The sequence below is a fragment of the Pseudomonas serbiensis genome, assembly GCF_030580745.1.
GTDB classification, from domain to species: domain Bacteria; phylum Pseudomonadota; class Gammaproteobacteria; order Pseudomonadales; family Pseudomonadaceae; genus Aquipseudomonas; species Aquipseudomonas serbiensis.
In genome coordinates this window covers 28,796-54,411 of sequence record NZ_JAUQOO010000004.1, presented here as the reverse complement: position 1 = coordinate 54,411, position 25,616 = coordinate 28,796, and the positions used below count along the sequence as shown (strand labels likewise).

The 25,616-nt window shown below is 60.0% G+C and carries 23 protein-coding genes and 1 riboswitch; of the genes, 6 read left to right on the top strand and 17 right to left on the bottom strand.

What is annotated here, in order from left to right:
* The 6 genes from Q6A51_RS06845 to cobO are packed head-to-tail and all read right to left on the bottom strand — an operon-like array spanning position 1 to position 5,921.
* On the bottom strand, positions 1-1,461 hold the full coding sequence (locus Q6A51_RS06845) for a cobyric acid synthase (protein WP_304574407.1): 1,461 nt from the start codon (positions 1,459-1,461) through the stop codon (positions 1-3).
* Positions 1,458-2,459, bottom strand: a complete 1,002-nt coding sequence (cobD, locus tag Q6A51_RS06840) for a threonine-phosphate decarboxylase CobD (RefSeq protein WP_304574406.1) — start codon at positions 2,457-2,459, stop codon at positions 1,458-1,460. The genes Q6A51_RS06845 and cobD overlap by 4 nt, the downstream gene beginning before the upstream one ends.
* On the bottom strand, positions 2,452-3,360 hold the full coding sequence (gene cbiB / locus Q6A51_RS06835; protein ID WP_201017246.1) for an adenosylcobinamide-phosphate synthase CbiB: 909 nt from the start codon (positions 3,358-3,360) through the stop codon (positions 2,452-2,454). The genes cobD and cbiB overlap by 8 nt, the downstream gene beginning before the upstream one ends.
* Positions 3,357-4,007 (bottom strand): 5,6-dimethylbenzimidazole synthase, encoded by a 651-nt coding sequence (gene bluB, locus Q6A51_RS06830; protein WP_200999961.1) that lies wholly within the window; start codon positions 4,005-4,007, stop codon positions 3,357-3,359. Before bluB ends, cbiB begins: the two co-directional genes overlap by 4 nt.
* Complete coding sequence (locus Q6A51_RS06825; protein WP_200999962.1) at positions 4,004-5,299, bottom strand: cobyrinate a,c-diamide synthase; 1,296 nt, start codon at positions 5,297-5,299, stop codon at positions 4,004-4,006. The genes bluB and Q6A51_RS06825 overlap by 4 nt, the downstream gene beginning before the upstream one ends.
* A gap of 10 nt (positions 5,300-5,309) precedes the next feature.
* A complete protein-coding gene (gene cobO / locus Q6A51_RS06820; protein ID WP_200999963.1) occupies positions 5,310-5,921 on the bottom strand; it encodes a cob(I)yrinic acid a,c-diamide adenosyltransferase in 612 nt (203 codons plus the stop codon).
* A gap of 92 nt (positions 5,922-6,013) precedes the next feature.
* A riboswitch (cobalamin riboswitch) is annotated at positions 6,014-6,235 on the bottom strand.
* Positions 6,236-6,340: 105 nt separating this feature from the next.
* Here cobO and Q6A51_RS06815 point away from each other — a divergent pair.
* Positions 6,341-7,660 (top strand): PQQ-dependent sugar dehydrogenase, encoded by a 1,320-nt coding sequence (locus Q6A51_RS06815; RefSeq protein ID WP_304574405.1) that lies wholly within the window; start codon positions 6,341-6,343, stop codon positions 7,658-7,660.
* Between the two features lie 151 nt (positions 7,661-7,811).
* Here Q6A51_RS06815 and Q6A51_RS06810 read toward each other — a convergent pair whose 3' ends face one another.
* From Q6A51_RS06810 to Q6A51_RS06785, 6 genes are all read right to left on the bottom strand, one after another.
* Positions 7,812-8,360, bottom strand: coding sequence for a C40 family peptidase (locus Q6A51_RS06810; protein WP_200999965.1), 549 nt, complete (start codon positions 8,358-8,360; stop codon positions 7,812-7,814).
* Between the two features lie 84 nt (positions 8,361-8,444).
* Entirely contained in the window at positions 8,445-9,122 is a 678-nt protein-coding gene (locus Q6A51_RS06805) for a C40 family peptidase (protein ID WP_304574404.1), read from the bottom strand.
* 75 nt (positions 9,123-9,197) lie between these two features.
* Positions 9,198-9,962, bottom strand: coding sequence for an NAD-dependent deacylase (locus tag Q6A51_RS06800; RefSeq protein WP_304574403.1), 765 nt, complete (start codon positions 9,960-9,962; stop codon positions 9,198-9,200).
* A complete protein-coding gene (gene hda / locus Q6A51_RS06795; protein WP_200999968.1) occupies positions 9,956-10,660 on the bottom strand; it encodes a DnaA regulatory inactivator Hda in 705 nt (234 codons plus the stop codon). The genes Q6A51_RS06800 and hda overlap by 7 nt, the downstream gene beginning before the upstream one ends.
* Before the next feature lie 205 nt (positions 10,661-10,865).
* Positions 10,866-11,939, bottom strand: coding sequence for an AI-2E family transporter (locus Q6A51_RS06790; RefSeq protein ID WP_201017251.1), 1,074 nt, complete (start codon positions 11,937-11,939; stop codon positions 10,866-10,868).
* A 49-nt stretch (positions 11,940-11,988) separates the two neighbouring features.
* The gene (locus Q6A51_RS06785; RefSeq protein ID WP_201017252.1) at positions 11,989-13,074 is read right to left on the bottom strand and encodes a DUF2066 domain-containing protein; all 1,086 of its coding nucleotides are present in this window, start codon (positions 13,072-13,074) and stop codon (positions 11,989-11,991) included.
* Between the two features lie 471 nt (positions 13,075-13,545).
* On the opposite strand from Q6A51_RS06785, the gene purM reads away from it, so the two are divergent.
* The 4 genes from purM to Q6A51_RS06765 all read left to right on the top strand — a co-directional run bounded on the left by purM (position 13,546) and on the right by Q6A51_RS06765 (position 16,398).
* Complete coding sequence (gene purM, locus Q6A51_RS06780; protein ID WP_117185134.1) at positions 13,546-14,604, top strand: phosphoribosylformylglycinamidine cyclo-ligase; 1,059 nt, start codon at positions 13,546-13,548, stop codon at positions 14,602-14,604.
* Positions 14,604-15,254 carry a phosphoribosylglycinamide formyltransferase gene (gene purN / locus Q6A51_RS06775; RefSeq protein WP_304574402.1) on the top strand — a complete coding sequence of 217 codons (651 nt, stop codon included), beginning with the start codon at positions 14,604-14,606 and terminating at the stop codon, positions 15,252-15,254. Before purM ends, purN begins: the two co-directional genes overlap by 1 nt.
* 8 nt (positions 15,255-15,262) lie before the next feature.
* A complete protein-coding gene (locus Q6A51_RS06770; protein ID WP_201017253.1) occupies positions 15,263-15,976 on the top strand; it encodes a DUF3108 domain-containing protein in 714 nt (237 codons plus the stop codon).
* Between the two features lie 242 nt (positions 15,977-16,218).
* Positions 16,219-16,398 carry a hypothetical protein gene (locus Q6A51_RS06765; protein WP_200999973.1) on the top strand — a complete coding sequence of 60 codons (180 nt, stop codon included), beginning with the start codon at positions 16,219-16,221 and terminating at the stop codon, positions 16,396-16,398.
* Between the two features lie 44 nt (positions 16,399-16,442).
* Here the strand turns inward: Q6A51_RS06765 and Q6A51_RS06760 are convergent, their stop codons facing one another.
* The 5 genes from Q6A51_RS06760 to cysM all read right to left on the bottom strand — a co-directional run bounded on the left by Q6A51_RS06760 (position 16,443) and on the right by cysM (position 22,576).
* Positions 16,443-16,982, bottom strand: coding sequence for a DUF2058 domain-containing protein (locus Q6A51_RS06760; protein WP_201017254.1), 540 nt, complete (start codon positions 16,980-16,982; stop codon positions 16,443-16,445).
* Positions 16,983-17,012: 30 nt separating this feature from the next.
* Positions 17,013-17,846 carry a nucleoside triphosphate pyrophosphohydrolase gene (mazG, locus tag Q6A51_RS06755; RefSeq protein WP_304574401.1) on the bottom strand — a complete coding sequence of 278 codons (834 nt, stop codon included), beginning with the start codon at positions 17,844-17,846 and terminating at the stop codon, positions 17,013-17,015.
* Positions 17,847-17,919: 73 nt separating this feature from the next.
* Positions 17,920-20,160, bottom strand: a complete 2,241-nt coding sequence (relA, locus tag Q6A51_RS06750) for a GTP diphosphokinase (RefSeq protein ID WP_201017256.1) — start codon at positions 20,158-20,160, stop codon at positions 17,920-17,922.
* A 158-nt stretch (positions 20,161-20,318) separates the two neighbouring features.
* Entirely contained in the window at positions 20,319-21,674 is a 1,356-nt protein-coding gene (gene rlmD / locus Q6A51_RS06745; protein ID WP_201017257.1) for a 23S rRNA (uracil(1939)-C(5))-methyltransferase RlmD, read from the bottom strand.
* On the bottom strand, positions 21,674-22,576 hold the full coding sequence (cysM, locus tag Q6A51_RS06740; protein WP_200999978.1) for a cysteine synthase CysM: 903 nt from the start codon (positions 22,574-22,576) through the stop codon (positions 21,674-21,676). Before cysM ends, rlmD begins: the two co-directional genes overlap by 1 nt.
* A 244-nt stretch (positions 22,577-22,820) precedes the next feature.
* Here cysM and Q6A51_RS06735 point away from each other — a divergent pair, with 244 nt between their 5' ends.
* On the top strand, positions 22,821-25,574 hold the full coding sequence (locus tag Q6A51_RS06735; protein ID WP_201017258.1) for a response regulator: 2,754 nt from the start codon (positions 22,821-22,823) through the stop codon (positions 25,572-25,574).
* The last annotated feature ends 42 nt before the right edge of the window (positions 25,575-25,616 follow it).

The following is a 25,616-nucleotide window of genomic DNA, read 5'->3' as shown; positions in this document are numbered from 1 at the left end:
TCAATTCGCCTCCAGGCCGCACAGCTCGCGCAACAAACGGCCATCGAGGTGTTTTTCCACCAGGTCGGCCAGACGCTCGATATCCCGCTCGCGCAGCCCGTGATAATCCACCTGCTGCACATCCTGCAAACCCGCCCAGCGCAGCAGTGCGCTACACGCGGCAGGCGACTCGAACAGGCCATGCAGATAAGTCCCGAAAATCTGCCCGTCAGCACTTTGCGCGCCGTCACTGCGGCCGTCGTCCAGACGTACGGCTGCGTTTTCCAATGCAGCACCGCTGGTGACACCTGCGTGGATTTCATAGCCACAGACTTCGGCGTCTTCCAGCACCAGACGTCCGCGCACATTACGCAACTGCTTCTCGGCTTCCAGCACCGTGCTCATGTCCAGCAAGCCCAGACCGGGGCTGGAACCTGCCGCGCCCTCAAGGCCCAACGGATCATGCAACTGCTGGCCCAGCATCTGCAGGCCGCCGCAAATGCCCAGCAGCTTGCCGCCATAGCGCAGATGCCGATCAATGGCAGTGTCCCAGCCATTGGCGCGCAGGTAAGTCAGGTCGCTGCGCACACTTTTCGAGCCCGGCAGGATGATCAGATCAGCAGGAGGCACAGGCTGACCGGGGCCGATGAATTGCAGATTGACCTGCGGATGCAGGCGCAGCGGATCGAAATCGGTGTGGTTGCTGATGCGTGGCAGCACTGGCACCACGACATTCAGCACTTGCTCGACCTTGTCGGCCTGGCGTCGATCCAGGCCGTCTTCGGCTTCCAGATGCAAATCCATCACATACGGCAACACACCCACCACCGGCTTGCCGGTGCGCGCTTCGAGCCAGTCCAGCCCCGGTTGCAGCAGCGCGATATCGCCACGAAAACGGTTGATGACAAACCCTTTGACCCGCGCCTGCTCGCTGGGCGACAGCAACTCCAGCGTACCGACCAGATGCGCGAACACGCCGCCGCGGTTGATATCGGCGACCAGCAACACCGGGCAATCCACCGCTTCGGCAAATCCCATATTGGCGATGTCGTTGGCGCGCAGATTGATCTCCGCAGGCGAACCGGCACCCTCCACCATGATCACTGGATAAGCCTCGCCCAGGCGCTGGTGCGACTCCAGCACCGCTTTCATCGCGATCTCTTTATAGCCGTGATAGGCCACCGCATTCATGGTAGTGACAGCGCGACCATGAATGATGACCTGCGCGCCGGTATCGCTATTGGGCTTGAGCAACACCGGGTTCATGTCGGTGTGGGGTTCAAGCCCGCAGGCCTGGGCCTGTACAGCCTGGGCACGACCGATCTCCCCGCCGTCTGCCGTCACCGCGCTGTTGAGCGCCATGTTCTGCGGCTTGAACGGCACCACCTTGACGCCCTGACGGGTCAGCCAGCGACAAAGCGCGGTTACCAGCGTGCTTTTGCCAGCATCGGACGTCGTGCCTTGCACCATCAACGTGGTCATGGGGTTTCCTTGCGGTATTCAAGCAGTACATTTTCCAGGCGCAGCCAGTCGGCCTCTTCGCAAGGCAGACCAAAACGCAGACTGGTGACCGAACCCTCACCATCGAACAAGCGCAGCAACACGCCACGCCGGGCAAAGAAGTCATGGAGGGCTTGTGCCTGCTCCGTAACCACCCACTGGAACAGCGCGCAGCCACCCTGCGGGCTCAGGCCGTTATTGCTGAGCAATGTCGCCAATCGCTGGCTGGCCTGATCGCAGCGCAAGCGCTGCCGGGCATGGCCTTCCAGATCACCCAGGCACACCTGACCCAGAATCCGTGTCGGGCCGCTGACCGCCCAAGGGCCGATCTGCTCCGCCAACGATTTCAACAGGCCCGGCTCAGCCAGCACGAAACCCAGCCTTACACCAGCAAGGCCAAAGAACTTGCCGAACGAACGCAACACGATCAAACCAACCCGCCAGGTTTCGGCCGCCAGACTCGCGTCAGGCGTGTTATCCATGAATGCCTCATCGACCACCAGCCAGCCGCCGCGCTCGGCCAGACGAGCGTGCCATTCCAGAAGACGTTCCGAGGTCAGGTGCAGGCCCGTGGGATTGTTGGGGTTGACCACCACCAGCACGTCTAGGCTGTCCAGGAAGTATTCCACTTCATGTTCCCGGACTTCGCGCACCAGAAATCCGCTTTTGCGCCAGGCATGGGCATGTTCGGCATAACACGGCGACAGGACCCCGACCCGGCAGGTACTGCGCACACGTGGCAGTGCCTGGATCGCCGCTTGCGACCCGGGCACTGGCAACAGATGAGGCGCGCCGTAATAAGCACAGGCTGCGGCCTCCAGACCATCATCGTTTTCCGGCAAGCGTGCCCAGGCCTGTGGCGCAATGTCTGGAATCGGCCACGCCCAGGGCGCGATGCCGGTGGACAGGTCCAGCCAGTCAGCGCGGTCGATACCGTAATGTTGCGCTGCCGCCCGCAGGCGACCACCGTGCTCAAGCATAGAACTCGGCCCCCATGCACAAGATCAGCAACCACAGCCAGACGCCTCTCTGCACCAGTTGCCAGCCGCGGTCGATAGCATTCGCATCGGCCGGCACACCCTCGCCCAGTTGCGGACGCTGATGCAGCTCACCGTGATAGATCGCCGCGCCACCCAGCTCAACACCCAGGGCACCGGCACCGGCCGCCATCACAGGCCCGGCATTGGGGCTGTCCCAGGTCGGCCCTTGGGTTCGCCAGCAACGCAAGGCAAGGCGAGTCTTGCCCAGCAGTGCGTAGGTCAAGGCCACCAGACGCGCAGGAATGTAGTTGAGCAGGTCATCGATTTTCGCCGCCGCCCAGCCGAAGCGCTCGAAACGCTCGTTGCGATAACCCCACATGGCATCCAGCGTATTGCTCAGTCGGTACAGCACAACGCCGGGCGCACCGGCCACCGCAAACCAGAATAGCGCGGCAAACACCGCATCGCTGCCGTTTTCCAGTACGGACTCGGTTGCCGCCCGAGCAACTTGCGTCTCGTCCAGTTCGGTGGTCTGGCGGCTGACCAGATAACCGACCCGGCGCCGCGCCTCCTCCAGATTGCCCGAGCGCAGGGCCTGAGCAACCGGCTCCACATGTTCGCCCAGGCTGCGCAGCCCCAGCGCACAATACAGCGCCAGAATTTCCACCAGCCAGCCGACATAGGGCAACCAGCTCAAGAGTGTTGCCAGCAGGGTCAATGGCACCACGGCCAGAAACCAGGCCGTGACGCCATGGCTGCGCCAGCCGCGACCGCCGGAATTGAAACGCTGCTCTATACGGTCGGCCAGACGACCGAACGCCACCAGCGGATGTGAGCGTTTCGGCTCGCCGAGCAACGCATCCAGCGCCACACCGGCAACGCTCAACAGCGCCACACTCATGGACTCACTCCCCATTGATTTTCATACAGCAATTCATTGAGTGGCCGAGCCTGCGCCCAGCCTTCCAGCACCAGCATCGGCGCAGGATAAAACTCTTTCACCGGCCCCAGACACAGAATCGCCAGGGGTTTTGCGCCTTCGGGCATGCCCAGCAGGCTGGCCAGTTGCTGTGGGTCGAACAGCGACACCCAGCCCATGCCCAGCCCTTCGGCGCGGGAGGCCAGCCACAGGTTCTGGATCGCGCAGGACAAGGACGCCATGTCCATTTCCGGCAAGGTCCGGCGACCGAAGATATGCTTCTCGCGATCCTCCATGAGCGCGGCGACCAACACCTCGGCGCAATCGCTGATGCCCTCGACCTTGAGCTTCATGAATTCGTCGGCACGCTCGCCCAGGGCCTCGGCGGTACGCACCCGCTCCTCCTCCACCTGAGCCTGCATCTTCACCCGTAATGCCGGGTCGCTGATGCGGATAAAACGCCAGGGTTGCATCAAACCGACACTGGGCGCCTGATGCGCCGCCTCAAGCAAACGTGCAAGCAGTTCAGGCGCCACGCTGCCGCCACTGAAATGACGCATGTCACGACGCTCGGCAATCGCCCGATATACCGCTTCCCGCTCCTGGGGGCTGAACGCTTGATCGGTCATGGTGTAAACAGCGCCGCAACCGCCTGGGGATTGGAAGGGAAATAGAAGTGAACGTAAGAAGCTGTCAGGCGCCCATCGCGGTACACCGCCTCTGCGCCTCGTCCGCCATTGGGGCTGACGCCACGGGCAATGGGCTGCAACTCGGTGCTGGTCAGGGAATGGTGATAGGTGTGTCCGCGCAGCAAGCCTTCAGGCAGCTCGACCGCTTGCAACGCCAACGCCGCCAGACGCTTTTGCATCACCGCCTCGCCATTCAGCAAGCCTACCAGTTCTGCCCGCTGCCCTTCGACATCGGTCAGGGCATCGAGCAGATACAACATGCCGCCGCACTCGGCCAGGATCGGCTTACCCGCCTGATGATGGGCACGAATCGCCGTCAGCATCGGAGCGTTTTCGGCCAGAGCAGCATGGTGCAGCTCCGGGTAACCGCCAGGGAGATACAGGCTGTCGGCCTCGGGCAACCGGCTATCGCGGATCGGCGAGAAGAACGACAGCTCCGCCCCCATGGCTCGCAGCAGGTCAAGGCTCGCACCATAGGCAAAGGCAAAGGCCTCGTCACGAGCAATCGCGATACGCACGCCAGCCAATAAAGGTTCGGCAGGCACCGGATCCGGCGCATTGAAAGTCACAGCGGGCGGCAAGGCCACTTCACAGGTGCTGGCCAGCGCATCGGCGGCGGCATCCAGACGCAGGTCCAGATCGTTGAGTTCACTGGCCTGCACCAGCCCCAGATGACGGCTGGGCAATTCGATACCGGTTTCACGGGACAGCGCGCCATACCAGCGCAGGCCTTCAGTCAGGCTGCCTTCGAGCAGTTGCGCATGACGCACGGTGCCGACCCGATTGGCCAGTACCCCGGCGAACGGCAAGTCCGGCTGGTAACGCGCCAACCCCAAAGCCAGCGCCCCGAAGGTCTGGGCCATGGCCGTGCCATCGATCACGCCCAGCACCGGAACGCCGAAATGACGAGCCAGATCGGCACTGGATGGCGTGCCGTCGAACAGCCCCATCACACCTTCGATCAGGATCAGGTCTGCCTCATCGGCCGCTTCCCACAACAAGCGTCGGCTTTCGTCGGCACCCACCATCCATAGATCCAGTTGATAGACCGGCGCGCCGCTGGCCCGCTCCAGAATCATCGGGTCCAGAAAGTCAGGCCCGCACTTGAACACACGGACCTTGCGGCCCTGATTACGGTGCAAGCGTGCCAGCGCAGCGGTGACCGTGGTCTTGCCCTGCCCGGACGCGGGCGCGGCAATCAATACTGCCGGGCAATGACGCGGCGCTCTCATAACGGTTTACTCACAACTCGATGCCTTTTTGCGCACGAATTCCGGCCTGGAACGCATGCTTGACTACGCCGATCTCGGAAACGGTATCGGACAGATCGATCAATTCGGGTTTGGCGCCACGGCCAGTCACCACCACATGCTGCATCGGTGGACGGGCTTGCAGGTCACTCAGTACTTGTTCCAGATCCAGATAGCCGTGCTTGAGGGCGATATTCAGCTCATCGAGGATCACCAGCCCGATGCTCGGGTCGCGAAGCATTTCACGGGAAACTTCCCAGGCGGCTTCAGCGGCAGCGATATCACGCTGACGATCCTGGGTTTCCCAGGTGAAACCCTCGCCCATCACGTGGTAACGCACCTGCTCGGGGAAACGCCGGAAGAACAGTTCTTCGCCAGTGCTGTTGCGGCCTTTGATGAACTGCACCACGCCGCACTGCATGTCGTGCCCCATGGCCCGGGCGAGCATGCCGAATGCAGAGCTGCTTTTACCCTTGCCATTGCCGGTCAATACCAGCAGCAAGCCACACTCGTTGGGAGCGTTGGCAATACGCTCGTCAATTACCGCCTTCTTGCGCAGCATGCGCGCCAGATGACGTTCGTCACGTTCGGGGGATTCGTTCATCTCAGCTCTCCGCTTGAGGGCACGCGAAAGCAGACGGAAGGACAGCATCAGACAGCACGGCAAAGCCCTGCGCAGAGCATCGCCCGCCGTGATGCTGTTGAGTGGATCAGGCCGGTCTCCGGGCTCATGAGCAGGCATCTGCCTTCTCTGCGCGCCTTCCCGTGTCCTGGGACACAGTGGCATCGAGCGCAGTCTTGACTCATTTACCGTTGCGGGGGCAGCGCCGGGATCGGAGTTGCAATGCCTCCTCACCGGCTTCCCTGTTTCACTTTGCCAATCGAGGACTGCAAAGCACCTGAAACAAGCCGCGAAGGGTAGAGGGTTGGGGTGGGAGCGTCAATCGACACAACAGGATTGAACCTCGACAGTGCAGGTATCTCCTATCTTTTAACTGACCACTGACCGTTATGGAGATCGGCATGTTCACACTTAAACCACAGCTTGCCTTGCTGCTTCTGGTTGCCGGGGGCCTTGTAGCCTGCGGCGAGTCCTCGACACTGCAAGTCTCGGATGGCACCGGCCCTTCGCCCAGGCTGCCCGAGCCGAACAAGACCCTGATCCCAACCGTCAATATCGCGCCCGCCGTGGGCTGGGAAAAGAACGCCAAACCGGTCGCAGCGCCCGGCACTCAGGTCGCGGCTTTTGCCGAAGGGCTGGATCACCCGCGCTGGCTGTACGTGCTGCCCAATGGCGACGTGCTGGTTGCGGAAACCAATGCACCGCCCAAACCCGACGACTCCAGAGGCATACGCGGCTGGGTCATGGAAAAGGTCATGAACCGTGCCGGGGCTGGCGTACCCAGCGCCAACCGTATCACCCTGCTACGCGACAAAGACCACGACGGCGTGGCCGAGACCCGCACGGCCTTTCTGCAAAACCTCAACTCGCCCTTCGGCATCACCCTGGTCGGCAACAAGCTCTACATAGCCGACACCGACCGCCTGATCAGCTTCCCCTATGAAACCGGCCAGACCTCCATCAGCGCCCAGCCGACCAAGGTCGTCGACTTGCCTGGCGGCACGCTCAACCATCATTGGACCAAGAACGTGATTGCCAGCAAGGACGGCAGCAAGCTGTATGTGACGGTCGGCTCCAACAGCAATGTGGGCGAAAACGGCATGGATCAGGAAGAAGGCCGCGCCGCGATCTGGGAAGTGGACGCTGCCACCGGCCAGCACCGGATTTTCGCCTCGGGCCTGCGCAACCCCAATGGCATGGACTGGGAACCGCACACCGGCAAATTGTGGACAGCCGTCAACGAGCGCGACGAGATCGGCAGCGATCTGGTGCCTGACTACGTCACCTCGGTTCAGGATGGCGGCTTCTATGGCTGGCCCTACAGCTATTACGGCCAGAATGTAGATGTGCGGGTCAAACCCCAGAAACCGGAACTGGTCGCCAAGGCCATCTCCCCGGATTACGCGGTCGGTCCGCACACGGCATCGCTGGGGCTGGTGTTCGCCGATGGCAAGACACTGGCGGCGCCGTTCAACGAAGGCCTGTTCATCGGCCAGCACGGCTCATGGAATCGCAAGCCACACAGCGGCTATAAAGTGGTGTTCATCCCCTTCAGCGGCGGCAAACCCACTGGCGCACCAGTGGATGTACTGACCGGCTTCCTGAGTGCAGACGAAAAAGCCCAGGGGCGCCCGGTGGGTGTGGTCAATGACCAGCATGGCGGGTTGTTGGTAGCGGATGATGTGGGCAACAAGATCTGGCGGGTAACGTCGGTGAAATGACCCACGCCCCGGTAGAGGCTCTGCGCTCGGTCATGCCGCGTTGAAAACAGGCTGAGTAGGAGCGAATTTATTCGCGAGAGGCCTGTACATCCGAAGAAAATGTATAGGCCTTCAATGACGTCTCGCGAATGAATTCGCTCCTACGCGGGTGTTAATTATGCAGTTGTGCGTTCTGCGCCAGGTTCGAGGGCTGGATCACGCGCTTGGCGTTGAGATAGGCCTTTTGCCAATACGGCTTGTCCAGGCTGTCCAGCTTCACCGTGCCACCGGTCGCCGGGGCATGCACGAAGCGCCCCTCTCCGACATAGATGCCCGCATGGGAAACCTGCGAGCCACCCGATGTTGCGAAGAACACCAGATCACCGGATTGCAGTTGTTCACGCCCGACATTCGGCGCACCCATCACGATCATGTCGCGGGTGGAGCGCGGCAACGAGATACCCGCCGCGTCACGATACACATAGCCGATCAGGCCACTGCAATCGAACCCCGAATCCGGCGTGTTGCCACCCCAGCGATAAGGCGTGCCGACCAGCCCAAGCGCACGGAACAGTACGTCTTCGGCAGCCTGGGAGAGAACTTGCGGGGGAGCAGAAAGCACCGGGCGTTGAACGACACGGGACTGAGGAGGTGGCGAGCTGGCACAAGCACCCAGCAACGCAGCGATGGAGATGACCGCCAGACGTAACGTAATCGACATAACCACAACAACCTGATCTGGATGCGGCCTACGCTGCCGAGAATCGAAAAAGGCAGACAGGCTCATGCCTGTCTGCGTATCACATCATTTATGGCGCTTGATTGTAGTCGATGTCATTGCAGTGGTCTGGGCCGGCTCACTGGAAGGAGCCATTGCCAGAGCACGCTTGGCTTCGATGAAGGTCTTGCTCCAGTAAGCGTCATCGAGGCTGTCGATGCGCACACCACCACTGCGGCGGCTGCTGGAATGGATGAACTGATCGTCACCCAGGTAAATGGCTGCGTGGCTCACACGACCGCGACCACGGGTGCTGAAGAACAGCAGGTCACCGGGCTTGAGGTCATTACGCGAAACCAGAGGCGCATTCACGTTGATCATTTCGCGAGTGGAACGCGGCAGGCTCATGCCAGCCTCTTCGCGGAACAGATAACCGATGAAACCGCTGCAATCGAAACCCGAAGTGGTCGAAGAACCACCGAAACGGTAGCGCGTACCGATCAGGGACTTGCCACGCTCAAGGATGCTGTCGGCCAGAACCGGCAACTGGTAAGGCTTGTTGTCAGCAAAACCGGCCAGTTCGTCTTCGGTGGCGAGTTCTTCCTGCAACATGGCTGCGTCTGCACGGCGAGCAGCAGACTGCGAGCTGGTGGAATTCGTGTACTGCGGTTGTTGCTCTTGAGATACCGGTAAATTGGCAGAGCAACCAAACAAAAAAGTAACGAGTGCGAGGGGCACGAGGGGTGCGAAGCGAACTACTTGCATGGGCACGACCGTGGCTGAACTGTTAAGAAGGCGAGACTATGCCCGCTATCAAGATGATTTGCAAATTCAATCGAATCAAATGTGACTTATGAGTTTTTCCATGACATGTGCCGCTCGGCACTTCAGAAAAACGTCCATCTGCGCGCTGTGATCGGTGGCCGCCGGATTGATTTCTGCGGTGAATCCCCCGCAAATACGGGTGCGCAGCACAGGTTCGTGGATATAGGGGAAGCTGGCGGTGGTGCCAATGCTCAGCACTGCATCAAAGCCTTTGGCCATCTCCTCATAAAGTGTTTCAAGAGCTTGCTCCGGCAACATCTCCTGAAACAGCACGACGGACGGTCGCAAAACGCCACTACATTTCTCGCACAAGGGCGGCAACGGACGTTGCAGGTGTTCACTCAAATGAGGGTCTTTTTCGCCACAGGCCTGGCAAAAAAGTGGAGCAATTTGCCCGTGGATCTCGATCAGGCGCTCAGGCGGGCTGCCTGCGGCGCGATGATAGCCATCGACGTTCTGGGTCAGCACCCAGCATTCGGGCTTGATCCTCTGCAATTGAGCAATGGCGTAATGCGCAGCATTGGGCTGCCCGCCAAGACAGGCCTTGCCCAGCTCGGCAATGTACTTCCAGCACAGTTCGGGATCACGGCGCAGCATCGGCCCCGACAAGGCCACCTCGATCGGCAGGCCATCATCGGTCTTGCCGTTATACAGCCCGCCAACACCGCGATAGGTCGGCAGACCCGAATCAGCCGAAAGCCCCGCGCCGGTAATCACCAGGATCCGCTGAGCATGGCGCAGTGCTGCCGCCGTCTGCATCAGCAAGGCCTGATCTACCAACCCAGGGTTTCCTTCAAGAAGGGAATGGTCAGCTTGCGCTTTTCCTGAAGAGAGGCCTGATCAAGACGCTCCAGCAACTCGAACAAGGCGCTCATGCTGCGCGTGCCGCGGGTGAGGATGAAATGCCCGACTTCGTCGGTCAGGTGCAGGCCGCGACGGGAAGCACGCAGTTGCAGGGCGCGCAGCTTGTCCTCATCGGACAGAGGGCGCATCTGGAACACCAGCGCCATGGTCAGTCGGGATTTGAGGTCAGGCAGCTTGACCGGCAACTCGCGTGGCGACTGGGAGGCGGCGATCAGCAGGCGACGCCCGCTGTCACGCAAACGGTTGAACAGATGAAACAACGCTTCTTCCCACTCCGGCTTCCCCACTACCGCTTGCAGGTCGTCCAGGCAAACCAGCTCGTACTGCTCAAGGTGATCGAACAGCTCGACGCCTTCATCGATCACTTCGGCCAGGGGCAGATACACCGAAGGCTCACCCATCTGCTCGAAGCGCAGGCACGCAGCCTGAAGCAAGTGCGTACGACCCACGCCATCCTTGCCCCACAGATAGATCAGGCTTTCCGTCCACCCCGCATCGGCCTCGCACAGGCGCTCGACATAGCCGAGTGCCGCAGCATTGGCGCCGGGATAGTAATTGATGAAAGTGGCGTCATCACGCAGACGAACACTCAGGGGCAGCTGAATCGGTTTCATGCTGGCTGACACGGTTCAGGCGAACCGCTAAGGGCCTCTGGGAAAGTGCGCAAAGTTTATACCCGTGACGGCGACGGCACAATGCGCCATACCCCAAGCAAAATCAAAGACTTGCGCTTTGGCGCTACAAACCTTCGCCAACCGGGCCTGCATGACCCTGTTGGCGAAAATGTCTGAGCGCCGGATTCAGGAGAACGACAAAGCTCTATAGATCAGGGTCTTCCATGCCGCCGTAGACTTCGGAGCTCTTATAAATGTCATGAATATGACGCACCAGCACCATGATCACTGCCGCTACCGGCAACGCCAGCAGAATGCCGGTAAAACCGAATAGCTCGCCACCGGCCAGAATCGCAAAGATCACTGCCACCGGATGCAGACCGATCCGGTCGCCCACCAGCAACGGCGTGAGCACCATGCCTTCGAGCATCTGGCCAATCATGAACACGGCAACGATGCCCAGCAGCGGATACAGCTCGCCGCCGAACTGGAACAACCCGGCAACCAGTGCAGCACCGATACCGATCACAAAGCCCATATAAGGCACGATGGCCGCAAGCCCAGCGATCACGCCGATCAGAAGTCCAAGCTCAAGACCGACCAGCATAAGGCCAGCCGCGTAGATCACACCCAGACCGACCATCACCAGCAACTGGCCACGAATGAACGCACCCAGCACCTCATGGCATTCGCCGGCCAGTTTCACGACCTGATCCTCACGATGACGAGGCAGCAGGCCACGGACCTTGCCCATCATCAGGTCCCAGTCACGCAGCAGGTAGAAACACACCACCGGGATCAGCACCAGATTGGTCAGCCAGCCGATCAGCGCAAGGCTCGATGCCGTGGCTTGCGACAACACCACGCTGACGATATCCCCCGCCTTGCCCATGTGCTCGGAAATTGCCGTCTTGACCTTGTCGAACTTCCAGAAACCGTCAGACAAGCCGAACTTGGCTTGCACCCACGGCAAAGCCGTATGCTGCAACCAGTCGAGAATCTGCGGGGCCAGCTCATAAAGACGGAACAACTGCTTGGCCAGCATCGGCACCAGAACCAGCAGCAGCGCCATCAGCACCAGCGTGAACAGACCGAATACCGCCACCACCCCCAGCGTTCTCGACATCCCTAACCTTTCAAGACGATCAACCAGCGGATCACCCATATAGGCCAGCAGCAGCGCTACCAGAAACGGCATCAGAATCGGATGCAGCATAAATATGAACGCAGCCAGCAGAGCAATCCCGCCAAGCAAGTACCAACGCCTTGTATCAGTCATCAATGACCCCAACCCCAGGAAAAAACGTACTCCGGCACTCTTTGCCAGGCTACCAACGGAAATACAGTTGCGGTGCAGACACCGGGACAATCGTTGGCGCGCCGGCAGAAGGAGCAGGCGGCGCACCGGCATCGACTGGCGCGGCTGGAGCAGTTGGCGCAGTGGTAGCGGTCGCAGCTTCGCTGGCAGGCACTTCCTGCAATTTTGCCAGGGACAATTGCGAGCGTAGCTGCTCCGGGCTGCTCGTGACTTCAAAAGTCACGCGATCAGCCTCGACCGACTGGAGCCTGGCGCCAAAGGGTTCAAGCAGATTAAGCAATTGTGCATAACGCTCCAGCGTCATGCCTTGCACCTGGAATACCAGCCCGGTGGACGCCCCCGGCTTGGCCACAAAGCGTGGCGCCAGACGCTGGCTCACTGCCAGAAGAACGGAATCGGCCAACGCTTCTGGATTGGCGCCGGTGGCGGTGCCCTGCTCGCGCTGATCACCCAGCCACAACCGCCACTTGCCCTGCCATTGTCCGGCCTCTTCCTTGGCATGCACGGCAAGAATGGCGTCGGCGCCATAACGCTCGGAAGCTTCTTTCAACGGCGTGACATCGTTGCTTTCAAGATGCTGCGCCGTACCAATGCCCTGCTCGCTCAGGTCAGCCAGCGGCAGACGCAAAGGCATGCCACGATGCTGGGCTGCACGGCGCAGGGGCTCGGCAGAAGTCTGGCCATCGCCGACCAGATTGGAACCTTCGGTGGAGTCCAGCAGCCACCAACCCAGGATCGACGGGCGATTGCTGCCCCATATCGACAGGCCGGCCTGACGCAGGGAACGGTCGGTAGTGGCCGGATCGAAATCCACCAGCAGGGTTTCAGGCGGGCCGGCTTCATAGCCGTACTGGCTGATGATCTGTTGCGGATCCTTGCGCAACTCGGCCAAGGCCGAACCCTGGGCAGCCTTGGTATCGCCGGTCAGGCGCACTACCAGTGTTTCAAGGGCAGCCTGAGTCGCGCGGGTACGCTCCTCGGGCGACTGGCCGCTGACAGTTTCACGCACTTGATACAAATTGCTCACGGTCTCGGCAAGGCCGGGCAGGCTGAACAGGGACAGGCAGCCGACGAAAAGGAATCTAGAAAAACGCATGGACAGTTCCCGAACGGAAAAAACGGTATTTACAGGCGGTGTGAAAACGTAGCGAGCGAAGGTCAGGCAAGGCGAAAACAGGCGAGGAAGCGGAGTCTACGTGTTGTAAATGAGCATTCCGAGCCTGTTTTCAACGCAGCATGACCGAGCGCAGTAGTTTTCACATAGCCTGTTGAGACCGTATAAAGATGCTCAACATGCCTCAGACAGCAGGTCCTTGCCAATCATTCACATAAAATTACAGCTTATTAAGGAAGGCCTGAATCGCCGATCCGGATTTTATTTTTGCCTGATACCCCCCTGCCCGTCGGCCCAAGGATGGCTCACGGGCAGCAAGCCTGATAAAATCGCGCGCCTTCGCAGACTGGCGATGGTGGCGGCCTGAAATGGCACTGCGCGAAAGCGCAACCTTGAACCGGCCCCGCCGCAGCGGTCGATACCCCCGAATCCCCCCTAAAGGCCTGGATTTTTATGAGCAAGCAACCCTCCCTGAGCTACAAAGACGCCGGTGTAGACATCGACGCCGGTGAAGCATTGGTCGAACGCATCAAGAGCGTCGCCAAGCGCACCAAGCGTCCGGAAGTCATGGGCGGCCTGGGAGGTTTCGGCGCCCTCTGCGAAATCCCGGCCGGCTACAAACAACCGGTTCTGGTTTCCGGCACCGACGGCGTAGGCACCAAGCTGCGTCTGGCCCTGAACCTGAACAAGCACGACAGCATCGGCATCGATCTGGTCGCCATGTGCGTCAACGATCTGGTGGTCTGCGGTGCAGAGCCCCTGTTCTTCCTCGACTACTACGCCACCGGCAAGCTCAACGTCGACACGGCGGCTCAGGTCGTGACCGGTATCGGCGCGGGCTGTGAACTGGCCGGCTGCTCGCTGGTTGGCGGCGAAACTGCCGAAATGCCTGGCATGTACGAAGGCGAAGACTACGACCTGGCCGGCTTCTGCGTCGGCGTCGTGGAAAAGGCCGACATCATCGACGGCTCGAAAGTCGTTGCCGGTGACGCCCTGCTCGCTCTGCCATCGTCCGGTCCGCACTCCAACGGTTACTCGCTGATCCGCAAGATCATCGAAGTGGCAGGTGCCGATATCGAAAACATCCAGCTGGACGGCAAGCCCCTGACCGACCTGCTGATGGCGCCAACCCGCATCTACGTCAAGCCGCTGCTCAAGCTGATCAAGGAAACCGGCGCGGTCAAGGCCATGGCCCACATCACCGGTGGCGGCCTGCTGGACAACATCCCGCGTGTACTGCCGGAAGGCGCACAAGCCGTGGTCGACGTTGCCAGCTGGCAACGCCCTGCGGTATTCGACTGGTTGCAGCAGCAAGGCAACGTCGAAGAAAACGAAATGCACCGCGTCCTGAACTGCGGCGTCGGCATGGTTATCTGCGTTGCTCAGGAGCACGTTGAAACCGCCCTGAACGTACTGCGCGAAGCGGGCGAGCAGCCTTGGGTCATCGGCCAGATCGCCACCGCCGCCGAAGGCGCAGCACAAGTCGAGCTGAAGAACCTCAAGGCGCATTGATGTCTGCCACCTGCGATGTCGTAGTGCTGCTTTCCGGCACCGGTGGCAACCTGCAAGCCATGATCGACAGTTTCAAGGACGGGGCCAGCCCCGTCCGTATCCGGGCCGTCATTTCCAACCGTGACGATGCGTTCGGTCTGCAACGCGCCAGAGACGCAGGTATCGAAGCCTGCGTCCTGGATCACAAGGCATACGAAGGCCGCGAAGCCTTCGATACCGCCCTGATGAAACTGATCGACACCTTCAAGCCACAGCTCGTGGTACTGGCCGGATTCATGCGCATCCTGACGGCGGACTTCGTTCGTCACTACCAGGGTCACCTGCTCAATATCCACCCTTCCCTGCTCCCTCGCTACAAAGGCCTGCATACCCATCAGCGGGCTCTGGAAGCCGGGGACACCGAACACGGCTGCAGCGTGCATTTCGTCACCGAGGAACTCGATGGCGGACCACTGGTCGTACAGGCTGTGATTTCGGTAGAGTTGCAGGATTCGCCAGCCACACTTGCGCAGCGAGTCCATGTTCAGGAACACCGGATTTACCCGCTGGCCATACGCTGGTTCGCCGAAGGCCGATTGAGGCTTGGCGATGAAGGCTCATTACTGGATGGCAAGCTGCTTCCGCCCACCGGACACTTGATTCAAAACTAGGAGATACCATGCGTCGTGCCTTGCTCTTCGCTTTCGCTCTGTTCGCACTGCCTGCGGCACATGCAGCAGATCTTCAACCCTTCTCCGCAAGCTATACCGCCGACTGGAAACAGCTTCCAATGAGCGGTACAGCCGAACGCAGCCTGGAAGCCGGCCCCAACGGCACCTGGACCCTCAACTTCAAGGCCTCGATGATGATCGCCAGCCTGACGGAAGTCAGCACGCTGAAAGTCGACAAGGACGTGATGCTGCCTCAGACCTACAACTTCGAGCGTAGCGGCCTGGGCAAATCCAAGAAGGTTGATCTGGCCTTCGACTGGAACGCCAAGTTCGTGACCGGCAGCGACCGTGGCGACGCGATCAAGCTGCCGCTCAACCGTGGCGTTCTCGACAAGTCCACCTACCAACTGGCCCTGCAGCATGACGTGGCAGCCGGCAAGAAGAGCATGAGCTATCAGGTCGTCGATGGTGACGAAATCGATACTTATGACTTCCGTGTGCTGGGCTCGGAAACGGTCGCCACCAAGGCAGGCCAGGTCGATGCCATCAAGGTCGAGCGCGTACGTGACCCGACTCAAAGCAAGCGCACCACCGTGCTGTGGTTCGCCAAGGATTGGGACTACCTGCTGGTCCGCCTGCAACAGGTCGAAACCGACGGCAAGGAATACAACATCATGCTGCTGGACGGTACTGTGAATGGCAAGGCTGTGAAGGGTAGCTAAGCCTCTTTCGCGAATGAATTCGCTCCTACAGCAGGGGCGAATTCATTCGTGAACCCTTCATGAAGAATCCTTCATTTCCCCCTCGCAAAACCTGAAAGCCCCGCCATTCAAAGCCTCCAGCCCCGCAAAAAGTTCAATGGGCCAGTACCGCAAAAATTGCCTGTTTACTTAGCAAGCTAACCGATTCTATAAAAGAGGCCTGCGACACATCGCCGCAGTTTCTAGAGTCAGGAGCTATCAATATGACCGTAAAAGTTACTGAGCGTGACGAAGCCCACCTCTCTCATGAAGCCGTTGCCGATGGCATTCAGATCTGGGACGTTTACCAACAAGACCAGTTGGTCGGGATGTTTCACGTAGAGTCGGACGCCTATCGTTACAAGGCGGAGCTGGAAGAGCAGGAAAACCAGCGGACTCACTAAAATTCGAGAGAAAAACAAAACCCGCTAAAAGCGGGTTTTGTTCCTTACCACATCAGGTCGTCAGGTACCTGATAAGCCGCGTACGGATCGTCGGCATCCGGGGCTTCGGTTGGCGTGTTGAGCAACACGATACGACGCGGATCGCGCTCCTGAATCTTCAAAGCCGCTTCACGGGGGATGATTTCGTAACCACCGCCATGATGCACGATGGCCAGCGAGCCGCTGCTCAGCTTGTTGCGCATCAGGGCGTTGACCGAGATACGCTTGACCTTCTTGTCATCGACGAAGTTGTAGTAATCCTCGGTGGTCAGCTTGGGCAGACGCGAGACTTCGATCAATTGCTTGATCTGCGCGGTGCGGGCCTTGGCCTCGGCCTTCTCCTGCTGCTGACGATTGAGCTCCTGGTCGCGCCTGGCCTTTTCGGCCTGAGCCTCTTGGGCCGCACGCTTTTGCGAGTCGTCGATCTGAATCTGGCCCTTGTGCGCCAGACGCTGTTCTTTCTGCTTTTCTTTGCCGACCTGCTTGGCCTGCTTTTGGTTGACCAGACCTGCCTTGAGCAACTGGTCGCGAAGGGAAAGGCTCATTGTCTACTCGCTTATGCAGATACCACACGCTCAGCCGCAGCCGGGCGCGTTCTTTTCCTGACGTTTGGCTTCGCCCCACAGAGCGTCCATTTCTTCGAGAGAGCACTCTTCGATGGGACGCCCGGCATGATGCAATGCCTGTTCAATAAATCGGAAGCGCCTGTCGAATTTGCCATTGGCCGAGCGTAGCGCAGTTTCCGGGTCAACTTTAAGATGCCGGGCCAGATTGACGACCACAAACAGCAAATCGCCGACTTCCTCGACCATGCCCTGGGCGTCGTCCTCGGCCATGGCTTCAAGTACTTCATCGAGCTCTTCACGAATCTTGTCGACCACCGGCAAGGCGGCGGGCCAGTCGAAACCGACCTGAGCAGCACGCTTTTGCAGTTTGACCGCACGGGACAGCGCCGGCAAAGCCGTGGGCACATCGTCGAGCAACGAAAGCTGCTCGGGCGCACCCGCCTTCTCGGCGCGCTCCTGAGCCTTGATCTCATCCCAGCGCCGATTGACCTCTTCGTCGGTCAGGCGCGGTGTTTCCAGCGGCGCATACAGCTCGCCGGTCGGGAACACATGGGGATGACGTCGCAGCAACTTGCGGACGATGCCGTCTACAACACCCTCAAACTCGAAACGGCCCTCCTCTTTCGCCAACTGGGCATAGAAGACCACCTGAAACAGCAGGTCTCCCAACTCACCGGGAAGATGATCGAAATCGCCCTGCTCGATGGCATCGGCCACTTCATAAGCTTCTTCCAGCGTATGAGGCACGATACTGGCGTAAGTCTGCTTCAGATCCCACGGACAACCGTATTGCGGGTCGCGCAGACGGGACATGAGATTGAGCAGATCGGTGATTGAATACATGGGGGTCCGTGTCTGGCTGGTTCGCGAATGAATTCGCTCCTACGGTAGGAGCGAATTCATTCGCGAAGGCTTATCAAGGCGTCCTGTTGCGCCGTGTCTCGATGATGTTCGGCAACTGGGCAATACGCCCCAGCAATCGACCCAATGCATCCAGCCCCGGAATCTCGATGGTCAGTGACATGAGTGCGGTGTTGTCTTCCTTGTTCGAGCGGGTGTTGACAGCCAGAACGTTGATCCGCTCGTTGAGCAGGACCTGGGTGACGTCACGCAGCAGCCCGGAGCGGTCGTAAGCGCGGATGATGATGTCCACCGGATAGGTGAGCACCGGCACTGGCCCCCAGCTGACCTGAATGATTCGCTCGGGTTCGCGGCTGCTCAGTTGCAGCACCGACGCACAATCCTGACGGTGGATGCTCACGCCGCGGCCCTGGGTGATATAGCCGACAATGGCGTCCCCCGGCAGCGGCTGGCAGCAGCCGGCCATTTGCGTCATCAGGTTGCCGACGCCCTGGATCTGAATGTCGCCGCGCTTGCCCGGCTTGTAGCCGGTGGCCTTGCGCGGAATCAGCTCCACATCGTTGATACGCTCAGGCTCGACCTGCTGCTGGGCAAGGTTGACCAGTTGCGCCAGACGCAAGTCGCCTGCACCGAGGGCGGCGAACATGTCTTCGGCCGTCTTGTAGTTGGCCTTGTCCGCCAGCTTCTCGAAATCCACCAGCGACAGCGCCAGACGTGCCAGCTCGCGCTCAAGCAGGGTTCTACCCGCCGCAACGTTCTGGTCACGGGCCTGCAACTTGAACCAATGGACAATCTTGGCCCGCGCCCGCGACGTGGTGATGTAACCCAGGTTCGAGTTCAGCCAGTCGCGGCTCGGGGTCCCGTGCTTGCTAGTGATGATCTCGACCTGCTCACCGGTCTGCAGGCTGTAGTTGAGCGGCACGATCCGGCCATTGATCTTCGCGCCACGGCAGTTGTGGCCGATCTCGGTGTGTACCCGATAAGCGAAGTCCAGCGGTGTCGAGCCCTTGGGCAGGTCGATGGCGTGGCCATCCGGGGTGAAGACGTAAACGCGATCCGGCTCGATATCGACCCGTAACTGCTCCGCCAGACCGCCGATATCCCCCAGCTCTTCGTGCCATTCCAGCACCTGACGCAGCCAGGAGATTTTCTCTTCGTAGTGATTGGAGCCGGATTTGACGTCGGTGCCCTTGTAGCGCCAGTGCGCACAAACACCCAGTTCGGCCTCTTCGTGCATGGAATGCGTGCGGATCTGGACTTCCAGCACCTTGCCTTCCGGCCCGATGACGGCGGTGTGCAACGAGCGATAGCCGTTTTCCTTGGGGTTGGCGATGTAATCGTCGAACTCCTTGGGAATGTGTCGCCACAAGGTATGCACGATCCCCAGCGCGGTGTAGCAGTCGCGCATTTCCGGGACCAACACCCGAACGGCACGCACGTCATAGATCTGGCTGAAAGCCAGGCCCTTGCGCTGCATTTTGCGCCAGATGGAATAGATGTGTTTGGCACGCCCGCTGATGTCGGCCTTGACGCCGGTGGCCAGCAGTTCGTTTTCCAGTTGCGACATCACATCGCTGATGAAGCGCTCACGATCCAGGCGCCGCTCATGCAAAAGCTTGGCGATCTGCTTGTATTGCTCAGGCTCAAGGTAGCGGAAAGACAGGTCTTCCAGCTCCCACTTGATATGACCGATGCCCAGTCGATGGGCCAGAGGCGCATAAATGTCGAAGACTTCACGGGCCACGCGGTTGCGTTTTTCGTCGTCGGCATTCTTTACCGCACGAATCGCACAGGTACGCTCGGCCAGCTTGATCAGGGCCACGCGCACGTCATCGACCATCGCCACCAGCATCTTGCGCAGGTTTTCCACCTGCGCCTGACTGCCCAGCACCAGAGACTGGCGAGGGCTGAGGCTGGCACTGATCGCCGCCATGCGCAGTACGCCATCAATCAGCTTGGCGACCGTCGAGCCAAATCGCTGTTCGACATCCTGCAAGGGAATCACGCCTTCGCGCACACCCCGATAGATGACGGCTGCGATCAGGGAATCCTGATCGAGCTTGAGGTCAGCCAGGATTTCCGCAATTTCCAGACCGGTCTGGAAACTGGAAGTACCGTCTGCCCAATGATTCTTTAAAGCGTTGTCCTTCTGCTCGGCTTGCCGGGCAAATTCGCAGGCCTCTTTCATGGCCTCCCGGTCCAGGACCAGATCGACGCTGACAATATGATCAAGCCATGCGTCGAGGTTGATACTGCCGTCTGTGTTTATCGGCTGGTGCGCTCTCACCTGTACCATGCTGCTTACCTTCCCTACGGCGCGATGAATAGCGCCATCAGTCGCCAGCCTTCTTGAGCGAATGCCACTTGCCGGGCAAGCAAGGACCGGCATTCGCGGGCCAGTCGGATTAAACGAGATTCCCTGTCAGCAGCTGACTCGATCCAATGAACCGCTGCTCACTTACTCGCTTCAAATAAAGCCATCGCCTCGACATGGGCCGTCTGTGGAAACATATCGAGAATTCCGGCACGTTTTAATCGGTAGCCCTGATTGACCAATTCGACCGTGTCGCGAGCCAAAGTTGCCGGGTTGCATGAAACATAAACCAACCGTTTGGCGCCTGATTTCCTGATCTGGCGCACCACTTCAAAAGCCCCGTCGCGCGGTGGGTCCAAGAGTACCGCAGAAAACCCGTCAGCGGCCCAGCTTGCTTGTGTCAGCGGCTGGGAAAGATCCGCCTGAAAAAAACTGACATTGTGCAGATCATTACTCATTGCATTGGCAGAGGCACGCTCGACCATGGTCGCAACCCCCTCGACCGCAACCACCTCCTGCGCCATCCCGGCCAGCGGCAGGGCAAAGTTGCCCAGGCCACAGAACAGATCCATCACTCGCTCGTCAGCCTTGGGTGCCAGCCACTGCAAGGCCTGCTCGATCATCGCGGTATTCACCGCCGCGTTGACCTGAATGAAATCCCCCGGCCTCCAGGCCAACTGCAGATTCCATGGATCAAGATGATAGCCCAATGCCTGTTCCGGGTCTGCCGGTTGCGGCTCGCCTTCGCCATGCAGCCAGAGTTGCGCGTCATGCTCCTTGCAGAACCCTTGCAGCATGGCCAGATCACCCTCGGCCAGAGGCGCGGTGTGACGCAGCAACACGGCAATGGAAGAGCCGCTGAACAATTCAACGTGACCCAGCGACTGAGGTTTGATGAAGCTTTTCAACAAGGCAGGCAGTTGCGTCATGATCGGTTGCAAGGCCTGTACCAGCACCGGGCAATGCTCGATGCTGACGATGTCCTGACTGGCTGCCGCACGAAAGCCCACATCCAGCCGTCTGGCCTTGGCATCCCAGCGCACGGCGATACGCGCACGACGACGGTAGGCCAGCTCGGAACCGGCAAGTGGAGCGGCCCATTCGTCCGGCTCGACACTGGCGACCCGCTGCAACTGCTCGGCCAGCATGCGCTGTTTCAGGGCAAGCTGCTCGTCATGGGGCACATGCTGCACGCTGCAACCACCACAACGGCCAAAATGCTTGCACGCCGCAGGACGGCGCATGGCACTGGCCTGCAAGACTCGCTCGGTGCGCGCTTCGACAATCTTGCCATGGGCATTGAGCACCCGCGCCTCGACCTCCTCTCCCGCCAGGCTACCCGCGACAAACCAGGTCTTGCCGTCGAGAAAGGCGATACCGCGTCCGTCGCTGGAAAGGCGCTCGATGGTCAGCCGCTGTTTCTTGCCAGCAGGGATCTGCGCAGCCTTGACGCCTCCAGCGGGTTGGAAGCGCAGCCCTCTTGGTTGCCTGGCCATCAGTTGGGCGCGTCGTAGACGCCGGTCGACAGGTAACGGTCGCCACGGTCACAGATGATTGCGACCATGACCGCATTTTCGACTTCAAGAGACAGGCGCAACATGCCAGCCACAGCACCACCGGACGAAACGCCACAGAAGATGCCTTCCTCGCGGGCCAGTCGGCGCATGGTGTCTTCGGCTTCAAGCTGGGCCATGTCGATGATGCGATCGACACGATCAGCCTGATAGATGCGCGGCAGATATTCGTGAGGCCAGCGGCGGATGCCGGGGATCGCAGCGCCTTCCATGGGTTGCAGGCCGACGATCTGCACGTCGGGGTTCTGCTCCTTGAGGTAGCGCGAGGTACCCATGATGGTCCCCGTGGTGCCCATGGAACTGACGAAATGGGTAATGGTTCCACCGGTCTGCTGCCAGATTTCCGGGCCGGTACTGGTGTAATGCGCCTCAGGGTTGTCACCGTTGGCGAATTGATCGAGCACCTTGCCACGGCCTTCGGCCTGCATGCGTTCAGCCAGATCGCGGGCGCCTTCCATGCCCTCTTCCTTGCTGACCAGAATGAGTTCTGCGCCATAAGCCGTCATCGCGGCCTTGCGCTCAGCACTGGAGTTGTCGGGCATGATCAGGATCATGCGGTAACCCTTGATCGCCGCGGCCATGGCCAGAGCGATGCCGGTATTGCCGGAAGTGGCTTCGATCAGGGTGTCACCCGCGTGGATCTGGCCGCGCAATTCGGCACGGGTAATCATCGACAGCGCCGGGCGGTCTTTTACCGAGCCAGCCGGGTTGTTACCTTCGAGCTTCAACAGGAGGGTATTGCTGGTATTACCCGCGATGCGTTGCAGGCGCACAAGCGGGGTGTTGCCGACGCAATCGGCAATGGTTTGATACTGCAAGGTCATGGCGTATTCGCGATCCAGACTGCGGGGGGCACTATCATAACGGCAAACGCCCAAAGCCCATATCACGCAAAGTGCGCTTCTTATCACCAAAAGGAATAAGTGGTGTTTTTTGGCTTCTGTCTCTCAAGCCTTGACTTCCCGCAACCCCAAGAACGTATCGGCATGTAATATGCGTTACAGGGTCAGCAGCTAGACTGCGCTGAACCGATATCGACGGACTGATTCTGAATATCTGGAGAAAGCTGTGCTGACCAAACTGGGTATAAAAGGCCGCGTATTACTGCTGACTATTTTGCCGGCCAGTTTGATCGCGCTGATGATGGGCAGCTACTTCACCGTGATGCAGCTTCACGAGTTGCAGGGTCAACTGCTGCAACGCGGTGAAATGATTGCCCAGGAGCTGGCCCCGCTGTCCGCGCCCGCACTGGGCCGCAAGGACAAGACACTCCTGAGCCGCATCGCTTCCCAGACGCTGGAACAGGCAGACGTGCGCTCGGTGTCCTTTCTCGACCCTGAGCGCAATACTCTGGCACACGCCGGCCCGAGCATGATTGCCCCGGCCCCCATCGGTAACAGCACCCAGTTGCTCAACAACTCGGCCAACGATGCAACCCGCTATTTGCTGCCGGTCTTTGGCAATCAACGCCACCTGACCAGCGAAATCATCCCGGCCGAAGCCGACCGGCTGCTGGGTTGGGTGGAACTGGAAATTTCCCACAACGGCACTTTGCTGCGTGGCTATCGCAGCCTCTTCGTGAGTACGCTGCTGATCGCCTTCGGCCTGGCACTCACCGCCATTGTTGCAGTACGCATGGGCCGCACCATCAATGAACCCCTGAGCCAGATCAAGCAGGCGGTGTCGCAACTCAAGGATGGCAACCTCGAAACCCGCGTGCCGCCCCTGGGCAGCGCTGAGCTGGATGTACTCGCGTCCGGCATCAACCGCATGGCCTCGACGCTGCAGAATGCTCAGGAAGAATTGCAGCACAGCATCGATCAGGCCACCGAAGACGTCAGGCAGAACCTTGAAACCATCGAGATCCAGAACATAGAGCTGGATCTGGCGCGCAAGGAAGCGCTGGAGGCCAGCCGGATCAAATCCGAATTCCTGGCCAACATGAGCCATGAAATCCGTACCCCGCTCAACGGCATTCTGGGCTTCACCCATCTGCTGCAAAAAAGCGAGCTGACTCCGCGCCAGCGCGATTACATGAACACCATCGAGAAGTCGGCCGACAGCCTGCTGAGCATCATCAACGAGATTCTCGACTTTTCCAAAATCGAGGCCGGCAAGCTGGTTCTGGAAAACGTGCCTTTCAACCTGCGGGACCTGTTGCAGGACACCATGACCATCCTGGCGCCTGCGGCCCATGCCAAGCAGCTTGAACTGGTCAGCCTGGTTTACCGCGACACACCACTGTCACTGTCCGGCGACCCGCTGCGCCTCAAGCAGATCCTGACCAACCTGGTCAGCAACGCGATCAAGTTCACCCGCGAAGGCACCATCGTCGCCCGGGCCATGGTCGAGGATGAAACCGAAGAACACGCGCAGTTGCGCATCAGCGTTCAGGACACCGGCATCGGCTTGTCCAGCCAGGATGTACGCGCTCTGTTCCAGGCATTCAGTCAGGCGGACAACTCGCTGTCCCGGCAACCGGGCGGCACCGGCCTTGGGCTGGTCATTTCCAAACGCCTGATCGAACAGATGGGTGGCGAGATTGGCGTGGACAGCACGCCGGGCATCGGTTCGGAATTCTGGATCACCCTGACGCTGCCCAAAGCCCGTGACGAAGTGGATGATCTGCTGCACAAGCCGCTGGAAGGCGTTCGGGCCGCGGTGCTTGAGCACCACGACCTTGCTCGTCAGGCTCTGGAGCATCAACTGGAAGACTGTGGGCTTGAAACGCTGATCTTCAACAATCTGGAAAACCTGCTCAACGGCGTTACCGCCGCCCACCAGACACCGACGGCAATCGATCTGGCCGTGCTGGGCGTGACGGCCCATGAAATCCCGCCGGAGCGCTTGCGCCAGCACATATGGGACCTGGAAAACCTTGGCTGCAAGGTGCTGGTGTTGTGCCCGACCACCGAACAGGCGCTGTTCCAGTTGTCGGTGCCCGATGTCTATAACCAGTTGCAGGCCAAGCCAGCCTGTACCCGCAAGCTGCAAAAAGCCTTGTCGGAGCTGATTGCCCCGAAAGTAGTGCGCACCGACGTTATCCAGCCGCTGGCCAGCCGTCCGCCGAAAGTCCTGTGCGTGGACGACAACCCCGCCAACCTGCTGCTGGTACAGACCCTGCTTGAAGACATGGGCGCTCTGGTGGTTGCGGTCGACAGTGGCTATGCCGCGCTGCATTGCGTCCAGACTGAAACCTTCGATCTGGTGCTGATGGATGTACAGATGCCCGGCATGGACGGGCGTCAGGCCACCGAGGCGATTCGTCTCTGGGAACTGGAGCGCCAGTGTACTTCCCTGCCGATCGTCGCCCTGACCGCCCATGCCATGGCCAATGAAAAACGCTCCCTGTTGCAAAGCGGCATGGATGATTACCTGACCAAGCCGATCAGCGAAAGGCAACTGGCCCAAGTGGTGCTCAAGTGGACCGGGCTGGCCTTGCGCACTCCGCTGCCGGAACGCCCGTCCGACACTCAGCAGAGCCATACCGGCCCGCTGGTGCTCGATCATGAAGAAGGGCTGCGTCTGGCAGCCGGCAAACCCGATCTGGCCACCGACATGCTGGCCATGCTGCTCGCGTCCCTGGATGCCGACCGCGAAGCCATTCGGCTGGCCAGAGCCGCCGAAGACATTCAAGGCCTCATCGAGCGCGTCCATCGCCTGCACGGTGCCACTCGCTACTGTGGCGTGCCACAACTGCGCGCCGCCTGTCAGCGCGCTGAAACCCTGCTCAAGCAAGATGCACCACAGGCTGGCGATGCGCTGGACGATCTGGATAAAGCCATTACCCGACTGGCCGTCGAGGCACGTGTCACGGCCTGAAATTCAGTGATGTGGGGGCAGCTTGCTGGCGACAGGGCCAGT